This window comes from Serratia sp. CY74737 (genome assembly GCF_052166775.1).
Taxonomy (GTDB): domain Bacteria; phylum Pseudomonadota; class Gammaproteobacteria; order Enterobacterales; family Enterobacteriaceae; genus Serratia; species Serratia ureilytica.
In genome coordinates, this window is record NZ_JBJNOF010000002.1 from 147,860 (window position 1) to 165,598 (window position 17,739).

Here is a 17,739-nt window from a genome sequence, read left to right on the forward strand (position 1 = left end):
AGGCCTCAGAACGTCAGCATGATTTTGCCGATGTGCTCGCTGGATTCCATCAGCGCATGCGCGGCGGCCGCCTGCTCAAGCGGGAAGGTTTTAAAGATTTGCGGTTTCAGCACGCCGCGCTCCAGCAGCGGCCAAACTTTCTCGTGCAGCTCGGCGGCAATCTGCGCTTTGTCCGCGACGCTGCGCGAACGCAGCGTCGAACCTGTATGGGTCAAGCGTTTCAAGAGCAGCGGCATCAGGTTGAGCTCTTTTACCACGCCGTTTTGCGTGCCGATTTGCACGATACGGCCTTCCATCGCTGCGGCCTGATAGTTCTTGGCCACATAGTCGCCGGCGATCAGATCGACGATCACGTCGGCGCCTTTGCCGTTAGTGGCGTCTTTGGTGCGGGCGACAAAGTCTTCGTTGCGGTAATTAATCGCCACGTCGGCGCCCAGCGCCAGGCTTGCCTGACGCTTCTCTTCTGAACCGACGGTGGTGATCACCTGGGCGCAGAAGGCTTTCGCCAGCATGGTGGCGACCGTGCCGATACCCGAGGTGCCGCCGTGGATCAACACGGTCTCGCCGGCTTTGAGGTGACCGCGCTGGAACACGTTGACCCAGACGGTAAAGAAGGTTTCCGGCAGCGCGGCGGCCTCGGTCAGGCTCAGGCCCGCCGGAACCGGCAGCGCATTGCTTTCATGCACGGCGCAGTATTGCGCGTAGCCACCGCCGGCGATGAGGGCGCAAACCCGATCGCCGATCGCGAAGCGGGTCACGCCTTCACCGATGGCCACCACTTCGCCGGCAATTTCGAGGCCGGGAATATCCGAGGCGCCGGGCGGTGGCGCATAGTTCCCCTGACGTTGCAGCACGTCGGGGCGGTTAACGCCGGCGGCGGCGATTTTCACCAGAAGTTGGCCCGCTTGCGGAACCGGCACCGGACGTTCGGCGACGACCAGAACCTCAGGGGCGCCGGGTTGGCTGATCTCAATCGCTTTCATCGTGTCGGGCAGCGGTGCATTCGTTGACATGGTTACACTCCTCATCGTGGCGGACGCGGTTATCAGGTGGCGCGTCCACAATAAAGTCTGCTGTTAGCTTAGCGAAATCGAATGAGGTGCGCGTGGTCGAATAGAGCGGTTTTGCGAGGAAGAGGAGGAGACGCCGCCGCGATGGGCGGCTGGGCATCAATCGTTAGGGGGGATGCGGAACCCTTTCAATGAAACGATAAAGTGTTCTTTTCCTTTGGAGATCTTGGCGCCTTTATCGCACCACAGGCTGGCAAGCTGGAAGAAATCGTCGCTGCCGATGTCGTAAGCCAGTTCGATTTTCTTGGCTGTGCCGGCGCGGATGAGCTTTTCTGCTTCCTGGTGGTTTGCAGCTTTAATTATGGTCATGGGCGAAATCCTTGGTGTTAAGCCAGAACGGATAATCGCTAATCATCATATGGCCATATTGTGACAGTTTTGTGATGAAAGGATGACGGTAACCGCAGGCGCGGCGTGCGGCGTGCCGCGCCTTTGCGGTGAAAATGCGTTGTCGGTTACCGATCGTGCGGGCGAACGAATGCGCTTTTCTTCTGAGATTTGAAGTGTTTATAGAGCGCATAGCCCGCAATGCCGGCCAAGACGGCCAGGAGGGCAAGAGATCCTGTGGCCATGAACATCACCTCCGAATAAGAATGGCAAGGAGGCGTATTTGTGACATTCATCACTTTGCAGGGCAATGAGACCAATCTGTAATCGGAAAGGCGAGATGCGAGAAGGGCAAAAAAAAAAGCGCCTATAGGGAGGCGCATAAAGATTTGCAACACAGCTTGTCATGTTCAACACCAGGAGGAGTGGTGAACTGACGCCATTCTAAGCGGCCGTGATTGCGTGAGGTATAGGTATTCTCCGAAAGCGTCATTACCACTCATAGCCTAACTGAATGTTGTAATCGGGATCCTGGTTGGTGGAATAAGGATCGGATTGGCGGCGGCGATCGGTTTTCTTCACCGGGCCGTCATACGCGGGATAAGGTTTGGTGCGCGGCTTGCTGCAGCCCGGATGATCGCACTCGATGTCGACGCGAAAACCGTTTTTATCTCGCGCCTCTGCCCAGGTGATCGGCGGTTTCTCGGCCTTGGGCGCGGGCCCAGGCGACGCCGGCGGCTTGGGCGCGGGGGCGACGCTGGGATCGGGGGCTTGATAATTCAGCTCCAGCGCGCCAAGCGGGGCGCTGTAAGCGGCAAAGGCCAGCAGGGCGGCGGCGCTGGCGGCCGGTAATGTGAGCCATCTCGGCATGGTGGGTCTCCCTGGATGATTACGCCGAGCAACTATAAAACAGTAAAACGAGAATTACTATCATTTGCCTGCGGCGTAATGGGGATTCAGCTGGCGATCCCGTAGGCAGACGGGGTCAAATCCTGTGCGTTTAGCCGAGATTAACGCCCCTGCACGGCGAAAAAGGTTGCTATTGCCGCTCGCTCGTGAGTTAATGATGTCGGCCTGTGGTACAGACCTATTTATGCACGACATTTTGAGTAAAGTAGTTCAAATTTAAAGCGTTATCCCGGATAGCCCTTCTCTGACGAATTTCCTTTCCAGTGCCTCCATAAGTAACTGATGACCGGCTATCTCGCCCATGGCGGCTAACATTATTATTGAAGGAAATTAGACATGTCCAACATGATCAAAGGTCAAGTGAAGTGGTTCAACGAAGCTAAAGGTTTTGGTTTCATCACCCCAGCAGACGGCAGCAAAGACGTATTCGTACACTTCTCTGCTATCCAGGATCAAGGCTTCAAGACCCTGGCTGAAGGCCAGAACGTACAGTTCTCTATCGAGAACGGTGCTAAAGGTCCATCTGCGGCTAACGTTACCGCTATCTAATTGGCGTCTACCGCTGATTGAATAAAACCCGCCGAGGCGGGTTTTTTTATGCCTGCAATTTGACGGCGCATAAAAAAAAGCCCGCAAGTCTGCGGGCAAAAGTTCCTTGTTACTTCTTCATTTGCAAGCGCTTCTCTGGGGGGGAAACGCCTGAAGACAGGTTACGCGAGGCCGGCTTAAGATTCTGCGGTCAAACCGTTAAGAAAGTGAAAATCCAGGCGGCTGCTACGCTGATAGCATAGACCGGCAGGGCTGGGGCGGTGTCCTTCACCCGGGGTTTTGTAATACACTGATGCCAATCGCAAAGAATGGGGAAGGGTATGCAGGTTAACGATCGAGTGACGGTAAAAACAGATGGCGGCCCACGGCGCGAAGGCGTCATTCTGGCCGTAGAGGTCTTCAACGAAGGTACCATGTATCTGGTGTCTCTTGAGGACTACCCGGCGGGCGTGTGGTTTTTTAATGAAATCGACAGCCGTGACGGCACTTTTGTGGAGCCTTGCGGCGCGCCCGGGCAGTAACTTCGAATAATCTCATTAATTTGCTAACGAAACTGTCTATTTTGAGATTATTTCAATGCGGTAAGAATTTTTTTATCGACGACATAAAAATACCCGTTGCGCCAGCGGGGGATAACGCAGCAGGTATTCTTTTGGTTATCCCAGCGTTTGAGAACCGGATTACGTTATCACCGGATATTTAACGATGGGTAAACAAAGTGGGGGCGTTCTCTACGGTTCAGCGGCTATTGACGAATATTCCACTAGTCAATGTGTCGGTCAAACGGACAACGTGGTAAATGATCTGCTTGTTGTGCGTTTTTATTTTCCGCTTGATGTTTCCCTTGTGGGAAGAGACCGTTTTGGCCTTTATTTGCATCTGGTCTGATATCTGGATGGTGCCTTGCCCTGACATCCACATGCGTAACATGTTCGATTCAGTTTGGCTCAGCGTCACCGGCGTTTGATCCAGAGAGGATTTCTCCACCCGTAGGGATTTTTTCTCGAGATAATGACTAAGTAGCTGATTCATAGTCTCTGGTTTGATGGATTTTGACGATATGATGACGTTCTTGCGAACATATAAATAATCGTCGAAATGTACATTGGTAATAGCCATGAAGATGAAGAATAACGTATCCGGGTGCAGTGAAATCACCCGTTTTATTCGCTCCGTGGCGTTTGCTTCATGGATGAAGCAGTCCTCGTTAATAAACACCAGGCTAGGATTCAACTTACTGCATTTTTCATGCAGGCTGTCAATGTCCTCGATGGCATTAATATGGCGTTTCTTCACGCCATGCGAAGTCAGATAGTCGGTTAACCCCAATCTGGTATAGCTACATGAATCCATGATAATCGTTGGCATATCGCACCCCCACTTAAATCCGTTTTACTGCGGTAATATGAGAAAAAGCCTAAAAAGCCGAAAGGCAAAATGGAACAATAATTCAGTGTAGCGAGTGTTCTATCAATAAACACGACGGCACTCAATGATATTTTCATACTAAACTTATTAATCGCATGAATCTATAAGTTTGGCTTAAGTCAGAGCGATCCGCTACTCGCCCGGCGTCGGCATGATGGGCCTGATTCGCGCTTGGCGCCCGCGCCTGCCGGCATTGTCTGCTGATAATCTGTTCATCATGTCACGAAACAAAATTTTAGTTTGCTAGGAAAAGTCTTAAAAAAAATTCATGTGTCGTTTTTTTGAAGTCTTTTAGCGTGCTTTTTAAGTGCTCAAAAAGCACTCACTCCTGGGTTATTCTATTTTTAATCATAAAAATCATTGACTTATGATTGTCTTGGCACCTTTCGCTAATGATAAGCGCTTCTGTTTTTATCATAACAACAAACAAAAGTTAACATTATTGCTGGAATGTGTAGCTTAATTGTTGCCATAAATCACCATTTTACAATAGGTTATGTGGATATTTATTTCACATGAAATCATTTGTGTGAATGTTTATCGGTGATTGAGTGATTTTTCTAAACTATCGTCTTGCCAGCCGGTCGGCAGGGGCGGCGGCAGGTCGGAGTTGTTTCTGACACGCGCCGGTTTTAATTTGCTTTTGCACCTTTCAAAAACAGGATGTCGCGGTGAGACAAAATCAATATGGGCAGCCGATAGGCGATGCCCTCCCTCATTGGCAGCCGGCAGGCATGCCCGGGCAAGCGTTACTGTCAGGGCGGTTTTGCCGCCTGGAACCGCTGAACCTCGAACGCTGGGGCGACGAGCTTTATCAGGCTTATCAAACCGCCGAGGACGACCGCGACTGGACCTATCTGTTTTGGGCGCGGCCGCAGACGCGCGAGGATTTTCAGCATTACCTGCAGGCCCTGGCCTCCAGCGCCGACAGGCGCACGATGGTGGTGATCGATCAGGCGAACGGGCGCGCGGTAGGAACCTGCGCTTTTTTGCGCATCGATCCCGCCAACGGTGCGGCTGAACTGGGCACCATCAACTGGTCCCCGCTGATGAAGCGCAGTGCGCTCGGCAGCGAGGCCATTTTCCTGATGCTGCGCCATTTGTTTGACGATCTGGGTTACCGGCGCTGCGAATGGAAATGCGATAGCCTCAATCTGCCTTCGCGTCAGGCCGCCGAGCGTTTTGGCTTTCGCTATGAGGGCACGTTCCGTCAGGCGGTCGTCGTCAAAGGACGCACGCGCGACACCGACTGGCTGTCGATCATCGATGGAGAATGGCCGGCGCTGCGCTCGGCGTTTGCCGCCTGGCTGTCGCCGGATAACATCGGCGACGACGGGCGGCAAGAACGGCGTTTGCAGGCCTTCCAGCCCGGGTGACGCGCCAGGCGTTTAGGCCGTCTCCGCCAGGCAATGGCGCAGCGAGTCCAGCGTCAGGCGAATGTCCTGTTCCTCCGTCATCCAGTTGACCAGCGCGGCGCGGATCCCCGGCTGGCCGTTATAACGCGTAGGGGTGCAACGCGCCACCCCATGCCGGCTAAGGCGTTCGAGAAAGCGATCTCGCGCCGCTTCGCTGTCGCCCTGTGGATGACTGAGGGCAAAGCACACCACGTTCATATTCACGGGCGCCAACAGATGGAAACCGTCCTCGGCCGCTAACGCCGCTCCCAGCGCCTGCGCCAGTTCGACATTGCGCTCGACGATATCTCGTATGCCGCTGCGGCCATAGGCTTTCAGCGTCAGCCAAAGCGGCAGGGCGCGGAAGCGGCGCGAATTTTCCGGCGTCAGATGCAGATAGTTGTCTGGCCGCAGCGTAGGTGCTTCCAGGTAGGCCGAATGGTTCTGAAATACCTGCATCTGCAGATCCAGATGGCGGGTAAATTGGATCGCGCTGTCATAAGGCACGTTCAGCCATTTGTGCGCATCGACGGTGATGGAATCGGCATGCTGCCAGCCCTCGAGCCTTGGGGCGTAGAGCGGCGAGCAGGCCGCCACGCCGCCGAATGCCGCATCGACATGCAGCCAAAATGGATAACGCTCTCGCAGCGCCAGCAGTTGCGGCAGATCGTCGAAAGCGACGGTATTGACCGTGCCGGCACTGGCCAGTACCAACGTTGGCTGGCCAGCGCCGGCGGCGAGCTGCCGCTCCAGCGCCGCCATATCCATGGCTTCAGACTCCGGCAGGCTGGCGACGATCGTCAACGCCTCGCGGCCGATACCGAGCATGCTGAGCGCCTTCACGCTGCTGGAATGCGGATTGGCTCCCAGAACCCGGATCGGGCCCAGCGCCGCCAGGCCTTGTTGGGCGATATCCACGCCGCGCTGTTGCCCCAGCCACTGCCGACCAATGGCCAGCCCGGTGAAATTGGCCATGGTCGCGCCGCTGACCAGGCTGCCGCTGAACGTTTCCGGCAGGCCCAGCAGAGATTTCAATTGCGTCACGGCCGCCAGCTCGATCGTGGCTGCGATGGTATCATGGCTGAGCAGGCTATTTTGGTCTGTCACGCTAACCAGCCAGTCCGCTGCGACCGCCGCCGGGGTGCCGCCGCCGGTGACGAAGCCGAAATAACGCGGGCCGGCGCTGGCGGAAATGCCGGCCTGATAACGTTGCCAAAAGCGCTCCAGCGCCGCCAGGGCGCCTTCGCCGTTTTCGTCGAGCCGATCGTCGCCCGGTTGCAGCTGCTGATGCTCGAGCGGTGGGCAGACCGAGCGTTGCTGCAGCCCAGCCAGGAAATCTTCCGCCAGTTGGCGGGTGCGATCGAGGATCTGCGGAAACTGTGCGAGGTCCTGTTGTAAACGTGGGTGCATGGCGGCTCCGAAAGCGTCAGGGATGATGGGGTAAACATAGAACATTTGCCTGCCGGTCAAAATCGATGAAAAATAACCTTTTTGGATAGCCTGGTTAACCAATGATGAGTGAACGCATTCCCTTGCATGTCTTGCCGACCTTTGCGATCGCCGCCAGGTTGGAAAATTTGCGCGCTGCGGCGCAACAGGTGCATTTGACGCACGGCGCGGTCAGCCAGCAAATTCAGCTGCTGGAGCAGGCGGTCGGCTCTCCGCTGTTTGAACGGCGCGGGCGCGGTGTGCGCCTGAATGCCGCCGGGCGAGAGTTGCTGGCGGCGGTAGAGCCGGCGCTGCAGGCGCTGCAGCAGGGCGTCGCCCGCGCCCGGCGTGCGGCGGCAAGCCAGACGCTGCGCATCAGCGTGTTGCCGTCTTTTGCCCATTACTGGCTGCTGCCGCGTCTGTCGGCTTTTCATGAGGCCTGTGCCGATATTGCGCTGGATATCGATGCGTCGCTGGCGCTGCAGGATCTGTCGCAGCGGGGGTTCGATGCGGCGATCCGCATCGGCAGCGGTCAATGGGCGGGGCTGCAGGCGCAGCGCATCGCCTCGGGGGACGTGTTGCCTGTCGCTTCGCCGGATATGGCGCGAGAATGGGGGGCGGCTTTCGAGAACGGTGGCGATATTCCGTTGCTCGAGCACGACGTCAGTCCCTGGCGCGACTGGTTCAACGCGCAGGGGCGCCCGTTATGCGGGCGGCAACAGGCGTTGTTCAACGATGCCGGATTATTGATTCGCGCGGCGGAGCAAGGGTTTGGCATCGCGTTGGCGAAAAAGCTGCTGGTGCAGGATGCCCTCGACGCGGGGAGGCTGGTGGCCTTGGCCGCGCCCTGTCGCCTGAGCGATGACGACGTTTATCTGGCATGGCCGCAGACCGCCGGGTTGACGCCGGCGGTCACCCGCTTGCTGCAGTGGCTTCAGCAGCAGTTGGCGGCGATTTAGCGGCGTAGCCATTCCGGTTGCGAGGTGCCGAGCGTGGTCGCCGGCAGCGCCCATTGCAGCGCCGTGCCCTGCAGACTCAACGGCGCGCGCAGGCGTTGCGCGGCCCCCCAGTGAGTCAGTTCCGTTTCAGGGTTCTCGTCGGCGCTTCCGGCCGGTGTCAGCGGTTCCGGCCGATAATGCGTCGGGTAGGGATGCGCCAGCAGCAGCTGCGCCGTCCGCGCCAGCGACAAGCGCGCGCGATAGCCGGTGCCGCGGTACAGGCGCTGCGTCATACCGGTCAGCACCGCCGCCGCCATCAAATAGCCGGTGGCGTGATCCAGCGCCTGTACCGGCAGCGGCACAGGCAAACTGGCGCTGCGCCAAACCATGCCCGCCTCCGCCAGCCCGCAGCTCATCTGCACCAGACTGTCGAAACCGCGCCGGGTGCGCCACGGCCCGCTCCAGCCGTAGGCATTCAGGCAGACGTCGATCAGGCCCGGCGCCAGCGCGTGCCTTTCCTCCGCGCCATAGCCCAGTTTCTCCAGCGCGCCGGCGCGGTAGCCGTGCACGATCACGTCGGCGTTTCTCAGCAGGTGCTCAAACGTATGGCGATCGCGCGCATTGGTCAGATTGAGGCGCGCGCTGCGCTTGCCCAACATCACTTCGTGTTCGACCCCGGGCTCATCCCACCCGTAAGGGTCGATACGCAGCACGTCGGCGCCCAAGCCGGCGAGAAAACGCGTGGCGATCGGCCCGGCAAGAATGCGCGTCAGGTCCAGTACCCGCACGCCGTGCAGCGGCCGGGCGACGGGTAGCGTCCAGCCGGGCGATGGCGCTTCCGGCTGCAATGCGGTGTGGATCAGCGGTTCGAGCGCCACGCTTTTACCCTGAATATGTTGTCGCCACGCGGCCGCAGAACGCATTTGGGCTGCGCAGCCGCCGGCCGCGATCACCGCTTCCTCCAGCTCGCTTTTTTTCCAGGCCAGCACACGTTCCGCCAGCGCGCCTTTCTTCGATGCCGGGCCCAGCACCTGTTCCACCGCTCGCCGATGGTGTGGCGCATTGGTATGCAGGCGTATCCAGCCGTCCGCCGTGGCGTAGTCGCCGGCCAGCGCGTCCCAGGCGGCGGGCAGCGTCCAACCCAGCGGGCGTAGCGTCCAGCCGAACCAAAGCGAGGCCAGGCGTTGATCGACCCAAACCTGCTGCGCGGCGGCACCCTCGCGCCGCAGCAGCTCGGCGCAGGCTAAACCTGCGGCGCTCCAGGCGGCGGTGGCCAATTCGGTCACGGGAAAAGCCGAAGGCAATGCGCCGGTGCCGCTTACGGTGAGGCGGTCTGCGGGGGCGGGGCATTGCCCGAGGCTTTGCCAAATCTCGTCGAGCAGAGTGTGGATCAGGGGAGTCATCGGCCGCTCCTTGTGGGTAAACGGAAATATAGCCTAGCGTAGCCCACTGTCGGCGGCCTTGCTAAGGTGCGACGTCGAGAGTGCGGCCGTCGGCCAGTTTGGCGCGTACGCTGTGGGGCGCCACGCCGCCGAAAGGCTGCGCGCTGAAATTGGCGGTCAGGGTCGATCCGTCGCTGAACGTCGTCTGTTGCACCCAGCCGTCCCGATCGAGCCAGCGGAAGTCGGTTAACGCTTTGTCCCACAAGGCCTGATGCAGCGGCCGGAAGGCGGCATCGGCGCGTTTTATCGCCGGTAAGCGCGCCGCCAGAGTGGTGCGGCTCAGGTGGAACATCGGCGCGGTGTTGTACAGCTGGCTGAGCAGGCTGCGGGTGGTCTGAACGTCGCTGAACTTCAGATTGTCGTAATTCCAGTGGTGGCTGCTGACGATAGCATCGTGGAAAACGGCCTGGTACAGCGGCAGGCGGTAACGCGGATCGAATTCGACGGTACGGTAGGGCTGTTTCACTTTGGCGGGGCGGAAGAAAAACGCCGGTTGGGCGTTGGGCCACCAAGCGCCGAGATAATAGGGCGAGGATTTATCCTGATTCATCTGTTTATCTCCCCAGCCGAATCCCCAGGTTTCCATGCCGTGGGCGAACATCAGGCTGCGCGCGGTCACTGCGTTGCCATCCTCTGAGCCCAGCGGCAACTTAAGGGTGGCGCTGAACCAGGCGAGCCGGGCGTTGCGGGCTTCGGCCATCTGCGCCGCGCCGGTTGGGTGGTCGGGCTGATAGTCGTCGGACACCATGCCGGTGCCGTCCACATCGAGAAACAGGCTGTTCAACCCGGCCAATTGCACCAGTTCGCGCATGCGCTGTTGAGAATAGGGCAGGACACAGCCTGGATTGAGGTAATAACCCTGTTTACCGAAGCCGGGTTTCCTGCTGCCGTCTGCGCGCACGATGGCGCAGGATTCCCGCAGCGTCGTCGGCAACTGCGCGGTGAGCCAGCTGTCGTTGACGCCGCGCGCGATGGCGGTATCGTAGGAATCGTAGCTGGCGATCAGATAACCGGCCGCTTTGGCGGCGGCTACCGCTTGCGGGTGCAGGAAGGCGGCGGTCCAGTTATCGGTGCCCAACCACAGGCGCGGCAAACCGGCCTGGCGCAGCGCGTCGATCACCGGTTTGGCCAACCCTTGCCCCCAACCGTCCGCTGGGGTTAACCAGCGTCCCAGCTCCCGTTGCGCCAGCGCCCGCACTGCGGCGGCCTGGCGCTGCTGCGCCTGCAGAAAGTCGGCGTCATCCGGCGTCGCGCCAAGCGCGAACTGCGCCGTCAACGCCCGGTTGATGCCGTCGATCAGGGGCTGTTGTTGCCAGCCCTCCGGCGTTTTTCCCGCCAGCCGCAGCAGCAAGCTTCTGCTCTCGGCGTCCATCTTCTGCCGCAGCGCTTCGGCGGCGGGAGAGGCGAAGTAGTGCAGTAATCCCGGCCAATCTTTGACATCTTCCGCCGCCAGCAATTGGTCGCCCCACAGATAGATATGGGTAGCGCCGATCAGCTTTTCGCCTTCGGGCGCCTGCTTGATCTTCTCGCGCAGGCTGCTGAACCGGCCGTTTTGTTGCAGATAGTCGCGGTAACGGCGGGCGCCGGACAGCGGGGCGTCGCCGACGTGCAGCAGCACCTCGAATGCCTGTTGTTGATTGAAGCGATTGAATTGGTGGCTGGCACGCATCGCCAGCTTTTCCTGCGCGGTGGCGAAGGCTATCTGGTTACTGAACGGCGTCAACATCAGCCAGCTGTAGACCTTACCCTGGTGTTGCAGGCTCCACAGCGGCAGTTTCAGATCCCAGTTGGTATCCAGCGGCGTCATTTCCGTCGTCAGGTAATGACGCCAGACCGCGTTGTCCAGCGGGATGCGGCTGCCTTCGCCGATCGGCAGCAGCAGTGTTTCCCCCTGCGGCATACGATACCAGTTCAGGGTTTGCGGCCGATCGCTGCTGAAGCTCAGGCGCAGATCGCCGCCTTCCAGACGGGCGCTGACGTTGATTGCGCGTTGCGGCCATCGCCAGCTGGCGCGTCGTGGCGTTGCGGTAAGATCCGTTACTTGCTGCGCAGGCTGCGCCAGATTGATCGGCACCGGGCCTGCGGCGATATGCAGCGTGGCAGGGTCGAGTTCAAATTGCACGTCGCCTTGCTGCAGCAGTAAGGCTTCGGCGGGAAAACTGATGAGCAGCGCCAGCGCGAGCGGGGAAAACCGTTGTTTCATCAGGGGCGTCCTTGGAAGATGAAAGAGGGCAGTTTACCGATAAGCGCAGTGTCACCCAATGTCGCCATCTTCTATTTGTGACATCGAAATATAAACGCCGTATTCCAGTTTATTTTTCGTTTAATAAATTAGCCTTTACTTCATTACCCGACGTCACTATACTCAGCCAAAATTTCAGTGGAGAAACCCAATTGGACAGTTGTAGTTGTAATAAAACAAATAAGGCAAGCTGACCAATTCTCTTCTGATTTGTTGCTTGCCGTTATCGGCGGGCAGCACCCCTCTCCAGTTATTTCTGAGCTGTGCATACCCGAATAAGAAACGTTTCCTGATGCCTGACGGTTTCAGGTGAATTGAGTTGGACGTTATTATGGTATTCTGCAGCCACAGCCTTTTCCCTCCAGGCACAGCACGCTGATTCGCTGATTTATTTTCAGCGCGATTTCGCGTGTGCTAAACAGCACATGATTTTATCTCCTGCGGTTAATTAAGGGGACAGTCATGGCTATGACTCCTTTCGTTTTGAATTTATTGCTGGCGATGTGCCTGGGCGCGGTCATTGGCGCCGAACGCCAGTGGCGCCAACGCATGGCCGGCCTGCGCACCAATGCGCTGGTGGCGACCGGCGCGGCGGTCTTTATTCTCAGCTCCATGTCCACCGATCCGGCCAGCGCCGGCCGCGTGGCGGCGCAGATCGTCTCCGGTATTGGCTTCCTCGGCGCCGGCGTGATCATGCGTGAAGGGCTTAATATTCGCGGCCTCAACACCGCCGCCACGCTGTGGTGTTCGGCGGGGATCGGCGTACTGTGCGGCCTGGGCCAGCATTGGGATGCGGTGGTCGCTACGCTGGTGATCCTGTGCGCCAATATCCTGCTGCGCGAAGCCGCGCAGCGCATCAATCTGCAGCCGCATCAGCAGGCGACCGATCTGGAACTGTGCTATCGCATTCAGGTGACCTGCGGCGAGCAGGACGAAATTCTGGTGCGCACCCTGATCCTGCAGGCGCTGAACGGCGTCGCCTTGCGGCTGCAATCCTTGCGCAGCGCCGATATTTCGAGCCCGGGGCAATTGGAAGTGTGCGCGGAAATTACCGCTACGCCGGCCGCGCAAAAAGAAATCGAAGGTATTGTCTGCCGCGTCAGTCTGGAAAAAAGCGTGAGCGCCGTTCGCTGGCGCGTCGCGTCCGAATTACCGGTCTGATTAATGATATAAATATTGATTAACTTGATTATATGTTCAGGTTCATTCATGCACGCCTTGAATAACGCTGAACATTAAGGAGGCGTTATGGACGATGACCCCGGAAGGAAAATGATTCCAGCGTGGCTGACAGGGTAATTCCGCCATTTAGTCACGCTAATAAAAAATTCCAAGCTGCGCATAGTCACCTGTTTATCGGGCGGGGCTTCGCTGTGCGCAGAACTAAAATAAGAGAATAGCGTTATGACTCAGATTAATGAAAGAACGCGTCGCCGTGATAAAGACGCGGTGACCTACGCCATTGCGCAAGAGGCCACCAACAGCATCGCTCAAACGCTGGCGAACCTGAAGTGCAACCGCAACGGCTTGACCCAGGACGACGCCGATGAGCGGCTGGAGCAATTCGGCGCCAACCAGGTCGCCCATGACAAGGCGCCGCATGCCCTGATCCAGCTGATCAAGGCCTTCAACAACCCGTTTATCTTCGTGCTGATGGTGCTGGCTGCGATCAGTTTCTTTACCGATTATTGGCTGCCGCTCCAGAGCGGTGAAGAAACTGAACTCACCGGCGTCATTATCATCCTGACCATGGTCACGCTGAGCGGGCTGCTGCGTTTCTGGCAGGAATACCGCACCAACAAAGCGGCGGAAGCGCTGAAATCGATGGTGCGCACTACCGCCACGGTGCTGCGCCGCAGCAGCTACAGCGCGCATCCGCTGACGCTGGAAGTGCCGATCCGCGAACTGGTGCCGGGGGATATCATCCAGCTCTCCGCCGGTGACATGGTGCCGGCCGACGTGCGTCTTATCGCCTCGCGCGATCTGTTCATCAGCCAGGCGATTTTGACCGGCGAGGCGATCCCTATCGAGAAATACGATGCGATGGGCAACGTGGCGCAGAAGTCGAGCGAAGGGGAAGTGTCCAGCGAGAACGCGCTGCTTGAGCTCTCCAACATCTGTCTGATGGGCACCAACGTCGCCAGCGGTACCGCTACGGCGGTGGTGGTGGCGACCGGCGGGCGCACCTACTTCGGCTCGTTGGCCAAGTCGATCGTCGGGACACGGGCGCAGACTGCGTTCGATCGCGGGGTGAACAGCGTCAGCTGGCTGTTGATTCGCTTCATGCTGGTGATGGTGCCGGTGGTGTTGCTGATCAACGGCTTCACCAAAGGCGACTGGAGCGAAGCGGCGCTGTTCGCGCTGGCGGTGGCGGTCGGCCTGACGCCGGAAATGCTGCCGATGATCGTCAGCTCCAACCTGGCGAAAGGGGCGATCGCCATGTCGCGTCGCAAGGTGGTGGTGAAGCGTCTGAACGCCATTCAGAACTTTGGCGCCATGGACGTGCTTTGCACCGACAAGACCGGCACGCTGACCCAAGACCGCATCATTCTCGAGCACCACATCGACGTCAACGGCGCCAGAGATAACGAGGTGCTGCACCTGGCCTGGTTGAACAGCTTCCATCAGAGCGGCATGAAGAACCTGATGGATCAGGCGGTGATCCGCTTTGGCCGCGGCAAACCGGGGATTGAAGCCCTGGGGCGTTTCAGCAAGGTGGATGAGCTGCCGTTCGATTTCGTACGCCGCCGTTTGTCGATCGTGGTGGCGGATGAGAATGGCCGCCAGCAGCTGATCTGTAAGGGCGCGGTGGAGGAGATGCTGGAGATCGCCACCCACGTGCGCGAAGGCGATCAGACGCTGGTGCTGGACGACGCGCGCCGTGCGGCGTTGCAGGCGCTGGCCCGAGAATATAACGAAGACGGTTTCCGCGTGCTGGTGCTGGCGACGCGCGAGCTGGATGCGCAGCGCCCGGCCGAACCGCTGAGCGTGGCCGACGAACGCGATATGGTGGTGCAAGGGCTGCTGACCTTCCTCGATCCGCCGAAGGAGAGCGCTCAGCAGGCGATCGCCGTGCTGCAGGAAAATGGCGTGACGGTGAAGGTGCTGACCGGCGACAACCCGGTGATCACCTGCAAGATTTGCCGCGACGTCGGGCTGGAGCCGGGCGAGCCGCTCTCCGGGCTGCGGATTGAACAGATGGATGACGAAGAACTGGCGCGCGAAGTGGAGCAGCGCACGGTCTTCACCAAGCTGACGCCGTTGCAAAAATCGCGGGTGCTGAAAATGCTGCAGGCCAACGGCCATACCGTCGGCTTCCTCGGCGACGGCATCAACGATGCGCCGGCGCTGCGCGACGCCGACGTCGGCATCTCGGTCGACACCGGTACCGATATCGCCAAGGAGTCGGCGGACATCATCCTGTTGGAAAAGAACCTGATGGTGCTGGAAGAGGGGGTAATCAAAGGGCGCGAGACCTTCGGCAATATCATCAAGTACTTGAACATGACCGCCAGCTCCAACTTCGGCAACGTGTTCTCGGTGCTGGTGGCCAGCGCCTTCATCCCGTTCCTGCCGATGCTGGCGATCCACCTGTTGATTCAGAACCTGATGTACGACATTTCTCAGCTGTCGCTGCCGTGGGACAAGATGGACAAAGAGTTTCTGCGCAAACCGCGCAAGTGGGACTCCAAAAACATCGGGCGCTTTATGCTGTGGATTGGGCCGACCTCGTCAATCTTCGATATCACGACGTATGCGCTGATGTGGTACGTGTTCGCCGCCAACAGCGTGGAACACCAGGCGCTGTTCCAGTCCGGCTGGTTCATTGAGGGGCTGTTGTCGCAAACGCTGGTGGTGCATATGCTGCGCACCCAGAAGATCCCGTTCATTCAGAGCACGGCGGCGCTGCCGGTCTTGCTGACCACCGGGTTGGTGATGGCGCTCGGCATCTACATTCCGTTCTCGCCGCTCGGCGCCCTGGTTGGCTTGCAGCCGCTGCCGTGGGAATACTTCCCGTGGTTGGCCGCTACGCTGGTCAGCTACTGCGTGGTCGCACAGTTGATGAAGCGTTTCTATATCCGCCGCTTCGGCGAGTGGCTCTAAGCCGCCTCGGCGTTCACTTCGGGGGCGAAATTCTTCGCCCCCGCACCGCTACAGCAGTTTGTTGACCAGCAGGCCGAGCATGATGGTCAGCGTGAAGGAAAACAGCGTGCCGAGCAGCACATACTCGGTACGCATCTTATCGTCACTTTGGCGCAGATCGCCGAAACGGAAGATAGATTTGGCCGCCAGCAAAAAACCGATCGCCGGAATTTGCCCCAGCAGCACAAAGGTCAGGATCAGCGTTCTTTCCAGATAGCCAATCTGTTTGCCCGCGCGCAGCAGCGAATCGTTGTCGGCCTTGGCCGAAGGCGGCATTTGCGGCGTCCAGCGCGCCAGCAGTTGCCCAATCAGCAGGCTCATCGGCAGATAAATCAGGCTGTAGGCCACCAGCACCAGGCCGGTTTGCCAACTCCCCAGTTGCCGTCCCAACGCCGCGAGCAGTTCACCGGCATTCGGCGTCAGCCCCAGCCACAGCAAGGCGATCACCGCCAGATGCAATCCCTGATCGAGCAGAAAGCTGCGGGCCGGGCTCAGGCGGATCATGGCGGTGACTTTCAGCAAATCGATCAGGTAGTGGCTGACGGCGATAACCAGCAGGCTGACCAGCACCTGCAGTGAAGACAGCCCGCCGTGCAGCAGGCCGAAACCGGCCACCACCCAGGCGGCCAGCACCCCATGCAGCAACGCGTGCAACAGCAGAAAACGCGAACGCGCGCGATGTTGGATTTTATCTTCCACCCAACTCAGCGGCTGCAGCGGAAAATCCGCCAGCAGATGGATGATCAACAGCCAGGCCAGTAAAGGCGCATAGGTCAGATCCATAGTCAGACGATCCTGTTAATGGCGTGAATAAACCGCATGATCTCCTCATAGGCCGCGCGTTTGAGCGTGGCGGAGACCGTGGAAGCGGCTTTTTGCAGCTGCTCGGCTACGGCCGCGCCGCTGTCGGCGAACATTCTCGCCTGGACGATGCGCGCTTCGGTCTGCGACAAGCGGCCAATGACATGATCTAACATCGGCAGCAGATCGCTGACAATGGCGTTTGTCCGATCGTTGTCGGTTTTCAGAGCCAGGCGGCAATTTTTCGTCATGGCGTCCAGCGCGCTGCCGGAGTTGATAAAGGCACTGCCGTAACCGGCGGCGTCGGGCCGTTGGCTACCCAGCCCGACGGCGATGCGTGCATCCCAGTGCGCGGCGCCCATCGCCCGCAGCGCAGTGCGAACATACACCGCCAGCAACAGCCCGTCCTCCGGCGCGGCCTGCGCCTGGAAGGCATCGCCGCGAAAGATTTCCACCTGGCGCAGACGTCCGTCGCGCTGCAGCCGATCGAGCAGGCTGTGCAGCCCGTTGAGGTAGTTGACGGTGTCTGACCGGCGAGAATCGACCAGATCGCCGCTGATTACGCTGATTGGCGTCGGCATGGCGTGATCCGTTGTGGATGGGGGATGACTATAAATTCGCACCTGAATACGAATATGTCAATAATTCGTCTCTAAAGGCGAATTTTCCAAGTGTTGGTCGGTGGAGGCGAAACGTCGGGGGCGAAGAGAAAGGGAGAGAGGCGGCCGGGAATGCGCGGACCTGTCAGGCCCGCCACCGGCGGCGTAGACGGAAAGAGGCCGGCGACCGGCCGTTCAGAAGCTTTTGACCAGCACGTCACGCGGCATTTCACTGCCGTGTTTCAGCAGGTGCTCAAACGATCTTTCGCTGCTTTTCAGCTGCTGCAAAAACTCCTGCGGCGACAGATCGTGCTTTTTGCCGCTCATGTAAGCCAGCGCCAGTTCTTTTGCCTGATAGCGGGAGAAATTGTACATAGTGTCCTCGATACGGTGAATGTCAGTGCTCACGATTGTAGCGAAAGAGCACATAATGAACAGCCGCTTTGGCGTATGGAATCGATAGCCGAAA

The 17,739-nt window shown here is 58.9% G+C and carries 16 protein-coding genes; 6 read left to right on the plus strand and 10 right to left on the minus strand.

The window, feature by feature from the left end:
• Positions 1-5: 5 nt before the first annotated feature.
• The 3 genes from ACJ8PE_RS02640 to ACJ8PE_RS02650 form a co-directional block, all read right to left on the minus strand.
• The gene (locus tag ACJ8PE_RS02640; protein WP_046687366.1) at positions 6-1,013 is read right to left on the minus strand and encodes an NAD(P)H-quinone oxidoreductase; all 1,008 of its coding nucleotides are present in this window, start codon (positions 1,011-1,013) and stop codon (positions 6-8) included.
• A gap of 156 nt (positions 1,014-1,169) precedes the next feature.
• Positions 1,170-1,379 carry a hypothetical protein gene (locus ACJ8PE_RS02645; RefSeq protein ID WP_004935132.1) on the minus strand — a complete coding sequence of 70 codons (210 nt, stop codon included), beginning with the start codon at positions 1,377-1,379 and terminating at the stop codon, positions 1,170-1,172.
• Positions 1,380-1,889: 510 nt separating this feature from the next.
• Positions 1,890-2,267, minus strand: coding sequence for a hypothetical protein (locus tag ACJ8PE_RS02650; RefSeq protein ID WP_116286298.1), 378 nt, complete (start codon positions 2,265-2,267; stop codon positions 1,890-1,892).
• Between the two features lie 375 nt (positions 2,268-2,642).
• On the opposite strand from ACJ8PE_RS02650, the gene cspE reads away from it, so the two are divergent.
• Positions 2,643-2,855 carry a transcription antiterminator/RNA stability regulator CspE gene (gene cspE, locus ACJ8PE_RS02655; protein ID WP_004935122.1) on the plus strand — a complete coding sequence of 71 codons (213 nt, stop codon included), beginning with the start codon at positions 2,643-2,645 and terminating at the stop codon, positions 2,853-2,855.
• A 320-nt stretch (positions 2,856-3,175) separates the two neighbouring features.
• Complete coding sequence (dsrB, locus tag ACJ8PE_RS02660; protein WP_033643594.1) at positions 3,176-3,376, plus strand: protein DsrB; 201 nt, start codon at positions 3,176-3,178, stop codon at positions 3,374-3,376.
• A 217-nt stretch (positions 3,377-3,593) separates the two neighbouring features.
• Here the strand turns inward: dsrB and rcsA are convergent, their stop codons facing one another.
• Positions 3,594-4,223: a transcriptional regulator RcsA gene (gene rcsA, locus ACJ8PE_RS02665; protein ID WP_019453510.1), complete on the minus strand. Its 630-nt coding sequence runs from the start codon at positions 4,221-4,223 to the stop codon at positions 3,594-3,596.
• Between the two features lie 794 nt (positions 4,224-5,017).
• On the opposite strand from rcsA, the gene ACJ8PE_RS02670 reads away from it, so the two are divergent.
• A complete protein-coding gene (locus tag ACJ8PE_RS02670) occupies positions 5,018-5,659 on the plus strand; it encodes a GNAT family N-acetyltransferase (RefSeq protein WP_033643593.1) in 642 nt (213 codons plus the stop codon).
• Positions 5,660-5,671: 12 nt separating this feature from the next.
• On the opposite strand, the gene ACJ8PE_RS02675 is transcribed toward ACJ8PE_RS02670, so the two are convergent.
• Positions 5,672-7,087, minus strand: coding sequence for a pyridoxal phosphate-dependent decarboxylase family protein (locus tag ACJ8PE_RS02675; protein WP_182073761.1), 1,416 nt, complete (start codon positions 7,085-7,087; stop codon positions 5,672-5,674).
• Positions 7,088-7,188: 101 nt separating this feature from the next.
• On the opposite strand from ACJ8PE_RS02675, the gene ACJ8PE_RS02680 reads away from it, so the two are divergent.
• The gene (locus ACJ8PE_RS02680) at positions 7,189-8,064 is read left to right on the plus strand and encodes a LysR substrate-binding domain-containing protein (protein ID WP_033643592.1); all 876 of its coding nucleotides are present in this window, start codon (positions 7,189-7,191) and stop codon (positions 8,062-8,064) included.
• Here the strand turns inward: ACJ8PE_RS02680 and ACJ8PE_RS02685 are convergent.
• Together ACJ8PE_RS02685 and ACJ8PE_RS02690 are read right to left on the minus strand one after the other, a co-directional pair.
• Positions 8,061-9,446, minus strand: coding sequence for a CoA transferase (locus ACJ8PE_RS02685; protein ID WP_033643591.1), 1,386 nt, complete (start codon positions 9,444-9,446; stop codon positions 8,061-8,063). The two genes, ACJ8PE_RS02680 and ACJ8PE_RS02685, sit on opposite strands and share 4 nt — an antisense overlap.
• A gap of 61 nt (positions 9,447-9,507) precedes the next feature.
• Positions 9,508-11,688 (minus strand): glycoside hydrolase, encoded by a 2,181-nt coding sequence (locus tag ACJ8PE_RS02690; protein WP_197793604.1) that lies wholly within the window; start codon positions 11,686-11,688, stop codon positions 9,508-9,510.
• 501 nt (positions 11,689-12,189) lie between these two features.
• Here ACJ8PE_RS02690 and ACJ8PE_RS02695 point away from each other — a divergent pair.
• Positions 12,190-12,888 (plus strand): MgtC family protein, encoded by a 699-nt coding sequence (locus ACJ8PE_RS02695; RefSeq protein WP_025303346.1) that lies wholly within the window; start codon positions 12,190-12,192, stop codon positions 12,886-12,888.
• A 243-nt stretch (positions 12,889-13,131) separates the two neighbouring features.
• A complete protein-coding gene (mgtA, locus tag ACJ8PE_RS02700; RefSeq protein WP_197793605.1) occupies positions 13,132-15,831 on the plus strand; it encodes a magnesium-translocating P-type ATPase in 2,700 nt (899 codons plus the stop codon).
• A 48-nt stretch (positions 15,832-15,879) separates the two neighbouring features.
• Here the strand turns inward: mgtA and ACJ8PE_RS02705 are convergent, their stop codons facing one another.
• From ACJ8PE_RS02705 to ACJ8PE_RS02715, 3 genes are all read right to left on the minus strand, one after another.
• Positions 15,880-16,653, minus strand: coding sequence for a DUF3307 domain-containing protein (locus ACJ8PE_RS02705; protein WP_197761251.1), 774 nt, complete (start codon positions 16,651-16,653; stop codon positions 15,880-15,882).
• Between the two features lie 2 nt (positions 16,654-16,655).
• Positions 16,656-17,252 (minus strand): hypothetical protein, encoded by a 597-nt coding sequence (locus ACJ8PE_RS02710; protein ID WP_047025424.1) that lies wholly within the window; start codon positions 17,250-17,252, stop codon positions 16,656-16,658.
• Between the two features lie 213 nt (positions 17,253-17,465).
• Entirely contained in the window at positions 17,466-17,645 is a 180-nt protein-coding gene (locus ACJ8PE_RS02715; RefSeq protein ID WP_004935085.1) for a hypothetical protein, read from the minus strand.
• Positions 17,646-17,739: the final 94 nt, after the last annotated feature.

Coding starts and splice junctions, on each gene's coding strand:
- ACJ8PE_RS02640 (WP_046687366.1), bottom strand. CDS start 1,013: ATGTCAACGAATGCACCGCTGCCCGACACGATGAAAGCGATTGAGATC.
- ACJ8PE_RS02645 (WP_004935132.1), bottom strand. CDS start 1,379: ATGACCATAATTAAAGCTGCAAACCACCAGGAAGCAGAAAAGCTCATC.
- ACJ8PE_RS02650 (WP_116286298.1), bottom strand. CDS start 2,267: ATGCCGAGATGGCTCACATTACCGGCCGCCAGCGCCGCCGCCCTGCTG.
- cspE (WP_004935122.1), top strand. CDS start 2,643: ATGTCCAACATGATCAAAGGTCAAGTGAAGTGGTTCAACGAAGCTAAA.
- dsrB (WP_033643594.1), top strand. CDS start 3,176: ATGCAGGTTAACGATCGAGTGACGGTAAAAACAGATGGCGGCCCACGG.
- rcsA (WP_019453510.1), bottom strand. CDS start 4,223: ATGCCAACGATTATCATGGATTCATGTAGCTATACCAGATTGGGGTTA.
- ACJ8PE_RS02670 (WP_033643593.1), top strand. CDS start 5,018: ATGCCCGGGCAAGCGTTACTGTCAGGGCGGTTTTGCCGCCTGGAACCG.
- ACJ8PE_RS02675 (WP_182073761.1), bottom strand. CDS start 7,087: ATGCACCCACGTTTACAACAGGACCTCGCACAGTTTCCGCAGATCCTC.
- ACJ8PE_RS02680 (WP_033643592.1), top strand. CDS start 7,189: ATGATGAGTGAACGCATTCCCTTGCATGTCTTGCCGACCTTTGCGATC.
- ACJ8PE_RS02685 (WP_033643591.1), bottom strand. CDS start 9,446: ATGACTCCCCTGATCCACACTCTGCTCGACGAGATTTGGCAAAGCCTC.
- ACJ8PE_RS02690 (WP_197793604.1), bottom strand. CDS start 11,688: ATGAAACAACGGTTTTCCCCGCTCGCGCTGGCGCTGCTCATCAGTTTT.
- ACJ8PE_RS02695 (WP_025303346.1), top strand. CDS start 12,190: ATGGCTATGACTCCTTTCGTTTTGAATTTATTGCTGGCGATGTGCCTG.
- mgtA (WP_197793605.1), top strand. CDS start 13,132: ATGACTCAGATTAATGAAAGAACGCGTCGCCGTGATAAAGACGCGGTG.
- ACJ8PE_RS02705 (WP_197761251.1), bottom strand. CDS start 16,653: ATGGATCTGACCTATGCGCCTTTACTGGCCTGGCTGTTGATCATCCAT.
- ACJ8PE_RS02710 (WP_047025424.1), bottom strand. CDS start 17,252: ATGCCGACGCCAATCAGCGTAATCAGCGGCGATCTGGTCGATTCTCGC.
- ACJ8PE_RS02715 (WP_004935085.1), bottom strand. CDS start 17,645: ATGTACAATTTCTCCCGCTATCAGGCAAAAGAACTGGCGCTGGCTTAC.